The organism is Methylocystis sp., assembly GCF_021731785.1.
In the GTDB taxonomy this organism is placed as follows: domain Bacteria; phylum Pseudomonadota; class Alphaproteobacteria; order Rhizobiales; family Beijerinckiaceae; genus Methylocystis.
Window position 1 is genome coordinate 44,839 of record NZ_JAKFWS010000044.1, and the last position, 13,660, is coordinate 58,498.

Annotated in this window: 25 protein-coding genes and 1 pseudogene; all 26 read right to left on the bottom strand. The window is 63.4% G+C overall.

The genetic code is table 11. The annotated features are described in order from the left end of the window. Positions 1-115: 115 nt before the first annotated feature. Entirely contained in the window at positions 116-484 is a 369-nt protein-coding gene (gene rpsM / locus QZ964_RS09160; protein ID WP_292531141.1) for a 30S ribosomal protein S13, read from the bottom strand. A 364-nt stretch (positions 485-848) separates the two neighbouring features. After that, the gene (locus tag QZ964_RS09165; RefSeq protein WP_292531142.1) at positions 849-1,181 is read right to left on the bottom strand and encodes a lysozyme inhibitor LprI family protein; all 333 of its coding nucleotides are present in this window, start codon (positions 1,179-1,181) and stop codon (positions 849-851) included. 318 nt (positions 1,182-1,499) lie between these two features. Beyond that, a complete protein-coding gene (locus QZ964_RS09170; protein ID WP_292531143.1) occupies positions 1,500-2,099 on the bottom strand; it encodes an adenylate kinase in 600 nt (199 codons plus the stop codon). Continuing rightward, positions 2,096-3,436, bottom strand: a complete 1,341-nt coding sequence (gene secY, locus QZ964_RS09175) for a preprotein translocase subunit SecY (RefSeq protein WP_292531144.1) — start codon at positions 3,434-3,436, stop codon at positions 2,096-2,098. The genes QZ964_RS09170 and secY overlap by 4 nt, the downstream gene beginning before the upstream one ends. A 153-nt stretch (positions 3,437-3,589) precedes the next feature. After that, positions 3,590-4,066 carry a 50S ribosomal protein L15 gene (gene rplO / locus QZ964_RS09180; RefSeq protein WP_292531145.1) on the bottom strand — a complete coding sequence of 159 codons (477 nt, stop codon included), beginning with the start codon at positions 4,064-4,066 and terminating at the stop codon, positions 3,590-3,592. Between the two features lie 10 nt (positions 4,067-4,076). Further along, positions 4,077-4,286 carry a 50S ribosomal protein L30 gene (gene rpmD / locus QZ964_RS09185; protein ID WP_292531146.1) on the bottom strand — a complete coding sequence of 70 codons (210 nt, stop codon included), beginning with the start codon at positions 4,284-4,286 and terminating at the stop codon, positions 4,077-4,079. An 11-nt stretch (positions 4,287-4,297) separates the two neighbouring features. Continuing rightward, positions 4,298-4,867, bottom strand: coding sequence for a 30S ribosomal protein S5 (rpsE, locus tag QZ964_RS09190; protein WP_292531148.1), 570 nt, complete (start codon positions 4,865-4,867; stop codon positions 4,298-4,300). Between the two features lie 80 nt (positions 4,868-4,947). Continuing rightward, the gene (gene rplR, locus QZ964_RS09195) at positions 4,948-5,310 is read right to left on the bottom strand and encodes a 50S ribosomal protein L18 (protein WP_292531150.1); all 363 of its coding nucleotides are present in this window, start codon (positions 5,308-5,310) and stop codon (positions 4,948-4,950) included. 77 nt (positions 5,311-5,387) lie between these two features. Next, entirely contained in the window at positions 5,388-5,921 is a 534-nt protein-coding gene (gene rplF, locus QZ964_RS09200) for a 50S ribosomal protein L6 (protein WP_292531152.1), read from the bottom strand. Between the two features lie 33 nt (positions 5,922-5,954). Beyond that, positions 5,955-6,353 (bottom strand): 30S ribosomal protein S8, encoded by a 399-nt coding sequence (gene rpsH / locus QZ964_RS09205; RefSeq protein WP_292531154.1) that lies wholly within the window; start codon positions 6,351-6,353, stop codon positions 5,955-5,957. Positions 6,354-6,365: 12 nt separating this feature from the next. Then, positions 6,366-6,671: a 30S ribosomal protein S14 gene (gene rpsN, locus QZ964_RS09210; protein ID WP_292531155.1), complete on the bottom strand. Its 306-nt coding sequence runs from the start codon at positions 6,669-6,671 to the stop codon at positions 6,366-6,368. Positions 6,672-6,718: 47 nt separating this feature from the next. Further along, positions 6,719-7,420 (bottom strand): 50S ribosomal protein L5, encoded by a 702-nt coding sequence (gene rplE, locus QZ964_RS09215; protein ID WP_292531156.1) that lies wholly within the window; start codon positions 7,418-7,420, stop codon positions 6,719-6,721. Continuing rightward, positions 7,413-7,730 carry a 50S ribosomal protein L24 gene (gene rplX / locus QZ964_RS09220; protein WP_292531157.1) on the bottom strand — a complete coding sequence of 106 codons (318 nt, stop codon included), beginning with the start codon at positions 7,728-7,730 and terminating at the stop codon, positions 7,413-7,415. Before rplX ends, rplE begins: the two co-directional genes overlap by 8 nt. After that, on the bottom strand, positions 7,730-8,098 hold the full coding sequence (rplN, locus tag QZ964_RS09225; protein ID WP_018266630.1) for a 50S ribosomal protein L14: 369 nt from the start codon (positions 8,096-8,098) through the stop codon (positions 7,730-7,732). Before rplN ends, rplX begins: the two co-directional genes overlap by 1 nt. A gap of 85 nt (positions 8,099-8,183) precedes the next feature. Next, on the bottom strand, positions 8,184-8,426 hold the full coding sequence (gene rpsQ, locus QZ964_RS09230) for a 30S ribosomal protein S17 (protein WP_292531158.1): 243 nt from the start codon (positions 8,424-8,426) through the stop codon (positions 8,184-8,186). A gap of 6 nt (positions 8,427-8,432) precedes the next feature. Continuing rightward, entirely contained in the window at positions 8,433-8,645 is a 213-nt protein-coding gene (gene rpmC, locus QZ964_RS09235; RefSeq protein WP_292531159.1) for a 50S ribosomal protein L29, read from the bottom strand. Between the two features lie 10 nt (positions 8,646-8,655). Beyond that, positions 8,656-9,069 carry a 50S ribosomal protein L16 gene (rplP, locus tag QZ964_RS09240; RefSeq protein WP_292531160.1) on the bottom strand — a complete coding sequence of 138 codons (414 nt, stop codon included), beginning with the start codon at positions 9,067-9,069 and terminating at the stop codon, positions 8,656-8,658. 24 nt (positions 9,070-9,093) lie between these two features. Then, a complete protein-coding gene (gene rpsC, locus QZ964_RS09245) occupies positions 9,094-9,843 on the bottom strand; it encodes a 30S ribosomal protein S3 (RefSeq protein ID WP_292531161.1) in 750 nt (249 codons plus the stop codon). A gap of 14 nt (positions 9,844-9,857) precedes the next feature. Continuing rightward, positions 9,858-10,244: a 50S ribosomal protein L22 gene (rplV, locus tag QZ964_RS09250; RefSeq protein WP_292531162.1), complete on the bottom strand. Its 387-nt coding sequence runs from the start codon at positions 10,242-10,244 to the stop codon at positions 9,858-9,860. 12 nt (positions 10,245-10,256) lie between these two features. Next, positions 10,257-10,535 (bottom strand): 30S ribosomal protein S19, encoded by a 279-nt coding sequence (gene rpsS / locus QZ964_RS09255; RefSeq protein ID WP_292531163.1) that lies wholly within the window; start codon positions 10,533-10,535, stop codon positions 10,257-10,259. Positions 10,536-10,538: 3 nt separating this feature from the next. Further along, complete coding sequence (gene rplB / locus QZ964_RS09260) at positions 10,539-11,378, bottom strand: 50S ribosomal protein L2 (protein WP_292531164.1); 840 nt, start codon at positions 11,376-11,378, stop codon at positions 10,539-10,541. Between the two features lie 21 nt (positions 11,379-11,399). Next, on the bottom strand, positions 11,400-11,696 hold the full coding sequence (locus QZ964_RS09265; RefSeq protein ID WP_292531165.1) for a 50S ribosomal protein L23: 297 nt from the start codon (positions 11,694-11,696) through the stop codon (positions 11,400-11,402). Then, positions 11,693-12,313, bottom strand: coding sequence for a 50S ribosomal protein L4 (gene rplD, locus QZ964_RS09270; RefSeq protein ID WP_292531166.1), 621 nt, complete (start codon positions 12,311-12,313; stop codon positions 11,693-11,695). Before rplD ends, QZ964_RS09265 begins: the two co-directional genes overlap by 4 nt. A 3-nt stretch (positions 12,314-12,316) precedes the next feature. After that, entirely contained in the window at positions 12,317-13,054 is a 738-nt protein-coding gene (gene rplC, locus QZ964_RS09275; RefSeq protein ID WP_292531167.1) for a 50S ribosomal protein L3, read from the bottom strand. Between the two features lie 57 nt (positions 13,055-13,111). Beyond that, on the bottom strand, positions 13,112-13,420 hold the full coding sequence (gene rpsJ, locus QZ964_RS09280) for a 30S ribosomal protein S10 (RefSeq protein ID WP_014890764.1): 309 nt from the start codon (positions 13,418-13,420) through the stop codon (positions 13,112-13,114). 111 nt (positions 13,421-13,531) lie between these two features. After that, a pseudogene (tuf, locus tag QZ964_RS09285) lies at positions 13,532-13,660 on the bottom strand (elongation factor Tu); the annotation flags it as partial.

The window sequence follows — 13,660 nt, forward strand, 5'->3', positions numbered from 1 at the left end:
TTTCGATATCGACGCCGCCGTAATTCCAGCGGCTCCACCTGATGGGGCAATCGGCAGGTCGGCAGTCGGCAATCGGGGTCCGACTGCCCAAGCCCGACTGGCCGAAGCCCCGGAATTATTTCTTCTTGCCGGCGATCGGCTTCGCCTTGCCCTTGCGGGTGCGGGCGTTGGTGTGCGTGCGCTGGCCACGCACGGGCAATTGCCGGCGATGGCGCAAACCGCGATAGCAGCCAAGGTCCATCAGGCGCTTGATATTGATCGACACTTCGCGGCGCAAATCGCCCTCGACCATGTAATCGCGGTCGATGGTCTCGCGAATTTGCAGCACTTCCGCGTCGGTGAGCTGCGCCACGCGCCGCTCCGACGGAATGCTCACCTTCTCGCAAATCTCCGCCGCCTTCTTGGGGCCGATGCCGTGGATATATTGGAGCGCGATGACGACGCGCTTGTTCGTCGGTATATTGACGCCTGCAATTCGGGCCACTGTGCCTCTCCATTAGGGGGAGCTGTCGCTCCCAAGTTGGCGCCCGCGTCCGGTGGAGCCCGGCCCTTGCGGACGGCTGCGAACCGTTTTCATACGAAAACGGGCTCCGCCCCCCAAGCCGGGAGCCGGAGCCGCCTGTTCAACAACGTGAAGACGATTTACTTAGGGGGGATTGGCCAAAGGGTCAAGCGGCTTCGCACAAATATCGGCGGCGCGGACAGGCATCATGCGCCAGCCAAAATAACCCTCCGGCAAAATCCGAGCGGTTCGCCGCGATTTCGCACTATTTCGCCGGAAACGGACAGGAGAGATCGCCCTCCTTACATTTGAGATAACGCTTGAAGTCCTTGATGCGACTGACAGTTTAGCCGGTTAAGGAAGACGTGGTGACGGTGGTGTTGAAGCTTCCATCGGTCTTGGAGCCGACGAGCGCACATTCGGCCTCCCGAAAGGCGATCCATGCTCTCTGCGCGGCGACGAGAGCCGTGTGTGTATCGGCCCAATCAGCGCCCGCTTGTTTCACGCGGCCGATTAGCTGCTGATAGAGGAGGTTGAGTTCGTCGTCGGCCCGCTTGTAGGACTTGGCCAAGCATTCGTTCATGCTGGCCATATCGGAAGCCTTGTTGCATTCCTCGGCTTGGGCAATCGACGCGGCAGCGATCGTGGTCAGCCCGAGTAGGAAAAGCCAGGCCCGCATAAATACTCTCTAGCTGGCGAACGTCGCCGACCGGCGTAAATGAATGAGGGCCGCAAGCGTGGGCTGCCGCGATCGTCAAGGCGGCCACGCAATATTTTGGCTGGCGACATCAGGCCGACAACGCCTGCAAAAAAATCCCAGCCCCGCCAAGATTGTGAGCGCTTGCGCCTCGAGCGCTTGCGCGCAAAGTCCCATAGCCCGAGATCGGCGGCAAAGCCGCGCGCGCATGATCGACCGCCTGGCGCGAATAGGGCCGACGCAACAGCAGGGCCAATCAGCCATTCGTGTAACCGAGAATAAACCGTTGACGCGCCAGAGCTAGCCGCGAACGACCGCCGCGCCGACAAGCGCGCGGTCGATCGCCGCCGACACCTCATCGATCGGCGCCATGCCGTCAATCTTGGTCAATTGGCTGCGCCCGGCGTAATGGGCCGACACGGGCGCGGTCTGGGCGCGATAGGCTTCGAGCCGCGTCTTGAAGCTTTCCGGATTGTCGTCGGCGCGCACCGCGCCGCCAGCGGCGACGGTCTCTTCCACCCGCTTGCGCATCCTCTCGACGAGCGCCCCCTCGTCGACAGCGAGTTCGAGCACGGCGTCGAGCGACAGGCCCCTGCGGTCAAGCAGCTGCTGCAGCGCCTCGGCCTGGGCTACGGTGCGCGGAAAGCCGTCGAGGATAAATCCCTTGGCGCAGTCCGGCGAATCCAGCCGTTCGTCGATCAAGCCGATCACGACCGCGTCCGGCACCAGAGCGCCGGCGTCCATGATCTCCTTGGCCTTGAGCCCAATCGGCGTTTTCGCGGCGACCGCGGCGCGCAATATGTCGCCCGTCGAAAGCTGCTGCACGCCATGCCTTTCGACCAGGCGCGCGGCCTGCGTTCCCTTGCCGGCCCCGGGCGGACCGAGCAGCACCAGCCTCATCGCGCGCGCTTCCCGCCGCGAAGCTTGGCCTTGCGGATCAGCCCCTCATATTGCTGCGCCTGCATGTGGCCGTGAATCTGCGACACCGTGTCCATGGTGACGCTAACGACGATGAGCAGCGATGTGCCGCCGAAATAGAACGGCAGGTTGGCGTAGGCGACCAGCGCTTCCGGGATGAGACAGATCACCGCCAGATAAGCGGCGCCGAGCACGGTGATTCGCATCAGAACTTCGTCGATGAATTTCGCGGTGCGTTCGCCGGGGCGAATGCCGGGCAGGAAGCCGCCATGCTTCTTGAGATTGTCCGCAGTCTCGACGGGATTGAACACGATCGCCGTATAGAAGAAGGCGAAGAAGACAATCAATCCGACATAGGCGAGCATATACAGCGGCCGGCCGTGGCCGAAATAGGCGGAAATCGTCGCGAAAATGCTTTCGCTGCCGGTCGATTGATAGAAATTCGCCACCGTCGTCGGCAGAAGCAGCAGCGACGAGGCGAAAATCGGCGGAATGACGCCGGAAGTGTTGAGCTTCAGCGGCAGGAAGGACGTCTGTCCCTCATACACTCTGTTGCCGTGCTGGCGCTTGGGATAGGTGATCAGCAGGCGCCGCTGCGCGCGCTCCATGAAGACGATGAAGGCGACGACGGCCAAGGACATGACGATCACGCCGATGATCAGCCCGGTCGAGATCGCGCCTTGGCGCCCCAACTCCAGCGTCGACACGATCGCTGACGGGAAGGCGGCGACGATGCCGGCGAAGATGATCAGCGATGACCCGTTGCCGATGCCGCGCGAGGTGATCTGCTCGCCAAGCCACATCAGAAACATCGTGCCGCCGACAAGCGTCACGACGGTGGTGATGCGGAAGAAAATTCCCGGATCGGTGACCACGCCCTGCTGGCCCTCAAGCCCGATCGCCATGGCGTAGGCCTGGAACGTCGCCAGCGCGACGGTCAGGTAGCGCGTGTATTGATTGAGGACCTTGCGGCCCTGCTCGCCCTCTTTTTTCAGCGACTCGAGCGTCGGGATGACCGACGTCAGCAGCTGGATGATAATCGAGGCCGAAATATACGGCATGATGTTGAGCGCGAAGATCGCGCGGCGCTGCACGGCGCCGCCCGCGAACATGTTGAAGAGCTCCAGCATGCCTTTCGACTGGCCGAAGAAGCTTTTCGCGAAGGCTTCCGGATCGATGCCCGGCAGCGGGATGTATGTGCCGAGACGATAGACGATCAGCGCGCCCAGCGTGAACAGGATGCGCTTCTTCAATTCCTCGGATTTGCCGAAGGCGGAGAGATTGACGTTGGCCGCGAGCTGCTCGGCTGCCGATGCCATGAAGGAACTCCCCTGTCGCGCCGCTGTTGACGCGACGCATTTTGTTGGGCGGCGACTCAAGCGAGCGGTTCGCGCGAGGTTCGCCCGCTCCGTTTGGAGCGACTGATATAAAACAGCGCGGCCGCTCATGCGAAAGCGGCCACGGTTTTTGCTTTACGCCGCGGGCGTCTCGCCGGCGAGAAGTTTCACGGAGCCGCCTGCGCCCTCGATGGCGGCGACCGCCGACTTCGAGGCCGCCGCGACCTCGAAGGCGAGCTTGGCCTTCAACTCGCCCTGGCCGAGAATCTTGACGCCGTCGCGCGCCTTCGTGACGACGCCCGCCGCAAGCAGCGCGTCGAGCGTCACCGGCGCATTGGCGTCGAGCTTGCCGGCGTCGACCGCCTGCTGAACGCGCCCGAGATTGACCTCGTTATAGTCGATCGAGAACGGATTGTAGAAGCCGCGCTTGGGCAGGCGGCGATGCAGCGGCATCTGGCCGCCCTCGAAGCCCTTGATTGCGACGCCGGCGCGCGCCTTCTGACCCTTGACGCCGCGGCCGCCGGTCTTGCCCTTGCCGGAGCCGATGCCGCGGCCGACGCGCATGCGGTTCTTGCTTGCGCCCGAATTGTCGGAAAGTTCGTTGAGTTTCATGGCCGCGTCCTCACTTCCCGCCGACGGTTTTACCGTCGACGATTTTAACGAGATGCGCCACCTTGGCGATCATCCCGCGCACGGCCGGCGTGTCTTCCAGCGTCCGGCGGCGGCCGATGCGCGTCAGGCCGAGGCCGAGAAGCGTGCGGCGCTGGCGCTCGGGACGGCCGATCGGGCTGCCGGTCTGCTCGACGACGATCTGCTGCTTGCTCTTCGTCATGGCTCGTCTCCTTACGCGTCGACGGCGTCGGCGTCGACGCCCTGACGGCGCGACTGCAGCACCGAAACTTTGAGCGAACGGCGCGCCGCGACCAAGCGCGGCGAGTCTTCGCGCCCCAGAGCGTTAAAGGTCGCGCGGATCATGTTGTAGGGATTTGAAGACCCCTGGCTCTTCGCCACGACGTCGTGCATGCCGAGCGTCTCGAAGACGGCGCGCATCGGCCCGCCGGCGATGATGCCCGTGCCCGCCGGCGCCGCGCGAAGAATGACGCGGCCCGCGCCATGGCGGCCCTGCACGTCATGATGCAGCGTGCGGCCTTCGCGCAGCGGCACGCGGATCAACGCGCGCTTCGCCGCTTCCGTCGCCTTGCGGATCGCTTCAGGCACTTCGCGCGCCTTGCCGTGTCCGTAGCCGACGCGGCCCTTCTGGTCGCCGACGACAACAAGCGCGGCGAAGCCGAAACGCCGACCGCCCTTCACCACTTTGGCGACGCGATTGATATGGACCAGCCTATCCACAAATTCGCTGTCGCCGTCACGATCCCGATCGCGGCCGCGGCCGCCTTCTCCTTCACGCGCCATTTTCTCTTCCGTCACTTACGCAACGCATCGCCGCGCCGCTCGCTTCGTTTCATCCCTCTCCCGCGAGCGGGAGAAGGGACTTAAAATTCCAGCCCGCCCTCGCGGGCGCCGTCGGCCAGCGCCTTGACGCGGCCGTGATACATGTAAGCGCCGCGGTCGAACACGACCGCCTTGACGCCCTTGGCGACAGCGCGCTCGGCGAGGAGCTTGCCGACGACCTTCGCCGCTTCAACGTCCGCGCCGGTCTTCAGACCTTCGCGGTTCGCCTTCTCGAGCGATGAGGCGGCGACGATCGTCGCGCCCTTTTCGTCGTCGATGATCTGCGCATAGATCTGCTTCGATGAGCGAAACACCGACAGACGCAACCGTCCGTAGGCGCGCTCGCGGATCGCCTTGCGCACGCGCGCTTTGCGACGCTCTTCGATCTTCGTGTCCCTGGCCATAACGGCGATCCTTATCGTTCCTTAAGCGCTTTCGACGGCGATCGCGGCATTTGCTTTCGCCGGAAAGGGCTATTGCCTTACTTCTTCTTGCCTTCCTTACGGAAGATGAATTCATTGGCGTATTTGACGCCCTTGCCCTTATAGGGCTCGGGCGCGCGCAGCGCGCGAATCTCGGCGGCGACCTGTCCGACCTGGTGCCTGTCCATGCCGCTGATGGTGATTTCCGTCGGCTTTGGCGTCGCGATCGCGATGCCGGCCGGGATCGGATAGTTCACGTCATGCGAATAGCCGAGCGCGAGCTGCAGCGTCTTTCCCTGCACCGCGGCGCGATAGCCGACGCCGGTGATCTCAAGCTTCTTCTCAAAGCCCGTGGTCACGCCGACGACGATATTGTTGATCTGGGCGCGCGCCGTGCCCCACAGCGCGCGCGCGCGCTTGGTTCCATTGCGCGGGTCGACCGTGATCGCGTTATCCTGCTGGACGACGGAAACCTCGTCGGGAGCCAGGAACTCCAGCTGACCCTTCGCGCCCTTCACCTGCACAAGCTGACCCTCCACCTTGGCGGTGACGCCGGCGGGAACGACGACAGGCTTCTTGCCGATACGAGACATGGTTGCAAATCCTGTTTGATGAGGCGCAAAGGTCTAGAAGACCTTGCACAGCACCTCGCCGCCGACATTGTTTTCGCGCGCCGCGTGATCGGCCATGACGCCCTTGGGAGTCGACACGATAGTGACGCCGAGGCCGTTCGCCACGCGCGGCACCGCGCCGACCGCCGCATAGACCCGGCGGCCCGGACGCGACACGCGTTCGATCTGCCTGATCACCGGTTCGCCATCGAAATATTTCAGTTCGATCTCGAATTCGGTGCGGCCGTTGCCAAAGTCGGTGCTGCTATAGCCGCGGATATAGCCCTCGTCCTTCAACACGTCGAGCACATGCGCGCGGAGCTTGGAGCCCGGGGAGGACACCTTATCCTTGCGGCGCATCTGCGCATTGCGGATGCGGGTGAGGAGATCGCCCAACGGATCGTTGATCGCCATCTATTGGTCTCCTTACCAGCTCGACTTCACGAGGCCGGGCACGAGGCCGCGGGACCCGAGTTCGCGCAGCGCAATGCGCGACATTTTCAGCTTGCGATAAAAGGCGCGCGGACGGCCCGACACTTCGCAGCGGTTGCGCACCCGAACGGGCGCCGAATTGCGCGGCAGCTCGGCCAGCTTGAGACGCGCCTCGAACTGCTCTTCGACGCTCAGCGCCTTGTCCGTCGCGGCCGCCTTCAGCCGCGCGCGCCGCCCCGCGTAGGACTTCACGAGCCTTTGCTTCCGCTTGTTGTTCTCAATCGCGCTTTTCTTCGCCATTACCAGTTTCGCCTTTCGGTATCCGCGTTTGAGGAGCCGTTACGCCCTCACTGCCGGAACGGGAAATTGAACGCCTTCAGCAAGGCGTGCGCCTCTTCGTCGGTCTTGGCGGTCGTGCAGACGATCACGTCCATGCCGAGAATTGACTCTGCCTTGTCGTAGTCGATTTCAGGGAACACAATGTGCTCCTTGATGCCGAGCGCATAATTGCCGCGCCCGTCGAACGACTTCGGATTGAGTCCGCGGAAGTCGCGCACGCGCGGCAAAGCGACGGTGATCAGCCGGTCAAGGAACTCGTACATCCGCGTCTTGCGCAGCGTCACCTTCGCGCCGATCGGCATGTTCTCGCGCAGCTTGAAGGTCGAGATCGCCTTGCGGGCGCGAGTGACGACCGGCTTCTGGCCGGCGATCAGGCCAAGGTCGCTCGCCGCCGAGGTCGCCTTCTTGCTGTCATTGACAGATTCGCCTACGCCCATGTTGAGCACGATCTTCTCGATCGTCGGCACTTCAAGCGGGTTCTTATAGCCGAACTGCTTGGTGAGCGCCTCGCGCACGACTTCGTCGTAATGTTTCTTCATACGCGGCGTATAGGACGCGTCGACGGCCGCGACCTTCGCCGGCTTTTCCTTGGCGACGGGCTTTTCGGCGGATTTGGCGGCCTTCTTTTGTTCCTTCGCCGCCGCGCTTTCAGCGGCGGGCTTTTGAGCCTTGGCGGGCTTTTCGGCCTTGGGCTTCTTTTCCTCAGCCATCGATCAATTCTCCGGAACGCTTGGCGACGCGGACCTTGCGGCCATCGTCGAGAATCTTGAATCCGACGCGCGTCGCCTTGCCGTCCTTGGGATCGGCGAGCGCGAGATTCGACAAGTCGATCGACGCGGCCTTGTTGATGATGCCGGCTTCGCGATCCTTGGTCTGACGCTGATGGCGCTTGACCATGTTGACGCCGTCGACGACGGCGCGGCGTGCGCTCGGGATCACGCGCAGCACTTCGCCGCTGCGGCCCTTGTCGCGGCCGGCGAGAACGACGACCTTGTCGCCCTTCTTGATCTTGGCGGCCATTACAAAACCTCCGGGGCGAGCGAGATGATCTTCATGTGGTTCTTGGCGCGCAGCTCGCGCGGCACCGGCCCGAAAATGCGGGTGCCGATCGGCTCTTTCTGATTGTTGATCAGCACCGCGGCGTTCGAATCGAAACGGATCACGGAGCCGTCCGCGCGCTTGATGTCCTTCGCGGTGCGCACGACGACGGCTTTCAGCACATCGCCCTTCTTCACGCGGCCGCGCGGAATCGCCTCCTTGATCGACACGACGATGATGTCGCCGACCCCGGCATATTTGCGCTTGGAGCCGCCCAGCACCTTGATGCACATAACGCGGCGCGCGCCGGAGTTATCGGCGACGTCGAGATTGGTTTGCATCTGAATCATGGCCTACCCGCCTTTCGTTCCGGTCTGGTTTCGGCAAGCCCGCTTTGGACTGCGCCGACTTCGTCCGGACAGTTCGTTTTCCCGACTACGCCTTGGCCGCCTCTTCGACGACCCGCCAGCGCTTCAATTTCGAAATCGGCGCGGTCTCTTCGATCGTCACCGTATCGCCCAACTTGAACGCGCCACTTTCGTCATGGGCGTGATAGTTCTTCGTGCGGCGCACCGTCTTCTGAAACAGCGGATGGGTGAAACGGCGTTCGACCTTCACCACCACGGTCTTGTTCTGCTTGTCGCTGACGACAACGCCCTGGAGAATTCGCTTCGGCATGGCGCTTTAACCTTGCTCCTTGACGCGCTTTTGCGCGGCGATGGTTTTCGCGCGGGCGATGTCGCGACGAACGACGCGCACGCGTGAAGTGTTTTCGAGCTGGCCGGTCGCCCGCTGAAAGCGCAGATTGAACTGCTCTTTCTTGAGCTTCAGCACTTCGTCATTGAGCTGATCTTCGGTCATCGTCTTGATGTCTGAGAGGCGCTGCCTGGATTTCATCACGTCCCCCTTATTCAGCGATGCGTTCGATGAAGCGCGTTTTAATCGGCAACTTCGCGGCGGCGAGCGTCAAGGCCTCGCGCGCCAGCGGCGCCGGCACGCCGTCAATCTCGAACATGATGCGGCCGGGCGCGACGCGCACCGCCCAGAATTCCGGAGCGCCTTTGCCCTTGCCCATGCGCACTTCGGTCGGCTTCTTGGAGACCGGCACGTCGGGGAAGATCCGGATCCAGACGCGGCCGGCGCGCTTCATATGGCGCGTCATGGCGCGGCGCGCGGCTTCGATCTGGCGCGCGGTGACGCGCTCCGGCTCCAGCGCCTTCAGGCCGAACTGACCGAAGTTCAGCGAGAAGCCCGCCTTGGAGGCGCCACGGATGCGGCCCTTGAAGGCCTTGCGGAACTTGGTGCGTTTGGGTTGCAGCATGATAGCGCTCTTTAATCTTGTTCGTTACGCCGCGTCGCGCGGTTCGCGGTGCTCCCGACGACGGCGTTCGCCGCCGCGGTCGCGATCGCCATGGTCGCCGCCGGCCGCCTGTTCGGCCGCCTTCTTGTCCTGCGCCATCGGATCGTGCTCGAGGATTTCGCCCTTGAAAATCCAGACCTTGATACCGCAAGCGCCATAAGCGGTATGCGCGGTTGCGACGCCGTAATCGACGTCGGCGCGCAGCGTATGCAGCGGCACGCGGCCTTCGCGATACCATTCGAGACGCGCAATCTCAGCGCCGCCGAGACGGCCTGAGCAATTGATGCGAATGCCCTGCGCGCCCAGCCGCATGGCCGACTGCACGGCGCGCTTCATCGCGCGGCGGAAGGCGACTCGGCGCTCGAGCTGTTGCGCGATCGACTCGGCGACGAGCGCGGCCTCGGTCTCGGGCTTGCGCACTTCGACGATGTTGATGACGACCTCGCTGCCGGTGAGTTTGCCGACGAGCTTGCGGATCTTGTCGATGTCCGCGCCCTTCTTGCCGATGACGACGCCGGGACGCGCCGAATGAATGGTCACGCGGCATTTCTTGTGGGGGCGCTCGATGACGATCTTCGACACCGCCGCCTGCTTCAAGGTCTTCGCCACCGCCTCGCGGATCGCCATGTCTTCGTGCAGCAGCTTGGCGTATTCGCCCTTGTTGGCGAACCAGCGTGAATCCCAGGTGCGGTTGACGCCCAGTCGCAGCCCGATCGGATTAACCTTCTGACCCATGGTTTTTAAATCCTTTAGGCGTTGGCTTGCGCTTCGACTTCGCGCACGATGATCGTCAGATTGGCGAAGGGCTTCTCGACGCGGCTCGCCCGTCCGCGGGCGCGGGCATGGAAGCGTTTCATCACCAGCGCCTTTCCGACATAAGCCTGAGCGACGACGAGATCGTCGACGTCGAGGCCATGATTGTTCTCGGCGTTGGCGATGGCGCTTTCGAGCGTCTTCTTCACCTCATGAGCGATCCGCTTTCTGGAGAACTCCAGCTCGGCGAGCGCGCGATCCACCTTCTTGCCGCGGATCAACTGCGCGAGCAGATTGAGCTTCTGCGGCGACACGCGCAGCATGCGCGCGACGGCCTTCGCTTCGTTTTCCGCAAGCCGGGGCGGATTGGCTTCCTTCGACATCGTTAGCCTCTCTTAGCCCCTCTTGGCCTTCTTGTCGGCCGCATGGCCGTGGAAGGTGCGGGTGGGAGCGAATTCGCCGAACTTATGCCCGATCATGTCTTCCGACACGGACACGGGAATATGCTTCTGGCCGTTGTGCACGCCGAAGGTCAGCCCCACGAATTGCGGGAGGATCGTGGAGCGGCGGCTCCAGATCTTGATCACCTCGGAGCGGCCGGAGCCGCGCGAGGTCTCGGCCTTCTTGAGAAGATAGCCGTCGACGAACGGGCCCTTCCAGATCGAGCGCGCCATGGGTTAACCCTTCTTCTTGCGATTGTGCCGCGAGGACACAATGAAACGATCGGTGGATTTGTTGACGCGGGTCTTCTTGCCCTTGGTCGGCTTGCCCCAGGGCGTGACCGGATGACGACCGCCGGATGTGCGGCCCTCGCCGCCGCCATGCGGATGGTCGATCGGGTTCATGGTGACGCCGCGGTTATGCGGACGACGACCGAGCCATCGCGAACGGCCGGCCTTGCCGATCGAGGTGTTCATATGATCGGGATTGGAGACGGCACCGATCGTGGCGAAGCACTGGCCGTGCACGAGGCGCTGCTCGCCCGAATTGAGCCGGACGATCACATAGCCCTGGTCGCGGCCGACGATCTGCGCATAGGTCCCGGCCGAACGGGCGATCGCGCCGCCCTTGCCGATCTTCATCTCGACATTGTGCACGATCGCGCCAACCGGGATGTTGGCGATCGGCATGGCGTTGCCGGGCTTCACGTCGACCTGATTGCCGGCGATCACTTCGTCGCCGACGGAGAGCCGCTGCGGCGCGAGAATATAGGCGAGTTCATTGTCGGCGTAACGAATGAGAGCGATGAACGCCGTGCGGTTGGGATCATATTCGAGCCGCTCGACCTTGCCCGGCACATCGAGCTTGCGCCGCTTGAAATCGACTAGGCGATAGGCCTGCTTATGGCCGCCGCCGCGAAAGCGCACGGTGACCCGGCCGGCGTTGTTGCGCCCGCCCTTTGAAGTCTTGCCCTCGGTCAGCGTCTTGACCGGCTTGCCCTTGTAGAGCTCGCTGCGGTCAACGATCACGAGCTGCCGAAGGCTCGGCGTGACCGGCTTGAATGTCTTCAGCGCCATCGTTCTATCCCCACGCCTTCCTTACAGTCCGGTCGTCACGTCGATCTTGTGACCCTCGGCGAGAGTCACCACCGCCTTCTTCACGTCGCTCTGCTGGCCGCGCTGGCCTCGAAACGTTTTGATCTTGCCTTTGCGAAGGAGCGTGTTGACGCTTTCGACCTTGACGTCGAAGAGGCCCTCGACCGCCGCCTTGATCTGCGGCTTGGTCGCGGTCTTGGCGACATTGAACACGACCTTGTTGCTCTCCGAGGCGAGCGTCGCCTTCTCGGTGATGACCGGCGACACGATCACGTCGTAATGGCGAACGTCCTTGCTCATTTCAGTCGCGCCTCCAGCGCGTCCACTGCGGCGCGGGTCAACACCAGCTTGTCGCGGCGGAGGATGTCGTAAACATTGACCCCGTCGACAGGCAGAACGTCGATCTTCGGAATGTTGCGGGCGGCGAGCGTGAAATTATTCTGCGGCGCGCCGCCGACGATAATAATCGCGCTCTCGACGCCGGTCTTGGCGAAGCCGGACACGAGCAGCTTCGTCTTCGGCTCGGCGAGTTCCGCCTTCTCCCAAACGATGATGCCGCCGTCCTTCGCCTTCGCCGACAACGCATGTTTCAAGGCGAGCTGGCGCACCTTCTTGGGAAGGTCATGCGCATGGCTGCGCACCACTGGACCAAAGGAGCGTCCGCCGCCGCGGAACTGCGGCGCGCGCGCCGAGCCGTGACGGGCGCCGCCAGTGCCCTTCTGCTTGTGCAGCTTCTTGCCCGAGCGCGCGATGTCGGCGCGGTTCTTCACCGCGTGCGTGCCGGCGCGCCGCTTGGCGAGCTGCCAGCGGATCATGCGGAAGATGAGATCCTTGCGCGGCTCTAGGCCGAAGACCTCATCGGAGAGTTCGATCGAACCGGCCGCCTGGCCGTCGAACGACGTGACGTCGATCTTCACGGCTCAGTCCTCCTTCTTATCTTCTTGCGGCGCGGCGTCTGAATTCGCCGCCTCGCCCTGTCCGTCGCCAAGGCGGAATTTGCCCGGCTGCGGCGCATCCTTCGGCAGCGCGCGCTTCACCGCGTCGCGCACGAAAATCCAGCCGCCGGCCGTGCCCGGCACCGCGCCCTCGACGAGCAACAGTCCGCGATCGGGGTCGGTCTGTACGACCCGCAGATTTTGCGTGGTGACGCGCTCGACGCCCATATGGCCGGCCATTTTCTTGTTCTTGAAGGTCTTGCCGGGGTCCTGACGGCCGCCGGTCGAACCATGCGAACGATGCGAAATCGAGACGCCATGCGAGGCGCGCAGGCCGCCGAAGCCCCAACGCTTCATCGGACCGGCGAAGCCCTTGCCCGTTGACGTGCCCGTCACGTCGACGAACTGGCCGACGACGAAATGATCCGCCGTGATCTCGGCGCCGATCGGCAGCAGCTCCTCCTCCTTCACGCGGAATTCGGCGAGCTTCATCTTCGGTTCGACCGAGGCCGCCGCGAAACGCGCGCGTTCGGCCTTGGAGACATTCTTCACCTTGGCGCGGCCGATGCCGAGCTGAACGGCGGTGTAGCCGTTCTTTTCCACGGTCCGCTGCGCAACGACCTGGCAGCCGTCAAGCTTTAAGACCGTGACCGGCACATGCTCGCCCGCCTCCGTAAAGACGCGGGTCATTCCGACCTTTTGCGCGATGACGCCCGACCGCATGATCCAATCCTTCGCAAAGCGCGCTCGCTTCCTTTGAGGAGCGCCGCCTGAATTCCCTTAAAGCTTGATCTCGACGTCGACGCCCGCCGCAAGATCGAGCTTCATCAGCGCATCCACCGTCTGCGGGGTGGGATCGACGATGTCGAGAACGCGCTTATGCGTTCTGATCTCGAACTGCTCGCGCGACTTCTTGTCGATATGCGGCGAACGGTTCACCGTGAATTTCTCGATGCGCGTCGGCAGCGGAATCGGACCGCGGACCTGAGCGCCCGTGCGCTTGGCCGTCGAGACGATTTCCTTCGTCGACGTGTCGAGAATCCGGTGATCGAACGCCTTGAGGCGAATCCGGATGTTTTGACCGTTCATTGTTCTGTCCTTTGGGACCGCGAGCGGTTCTGCTCGCCTTCATGCGCCGCGCGCTTTTGCGCGCGGCTTCTTTCACAAGAGCGAGCGCTTGGCCCGCGGCCCAGATTCGCTTTACTCGATGATGCTGGCGACGACGCCGGCGCCAACCGTCCTGCCGCCTTCGCGAATGGCGAAGCGCAGCTTCTCCTCCATCGCGATCGGCACGATCAGCACCACGTCCATCGTCACATTGTCGCCCGG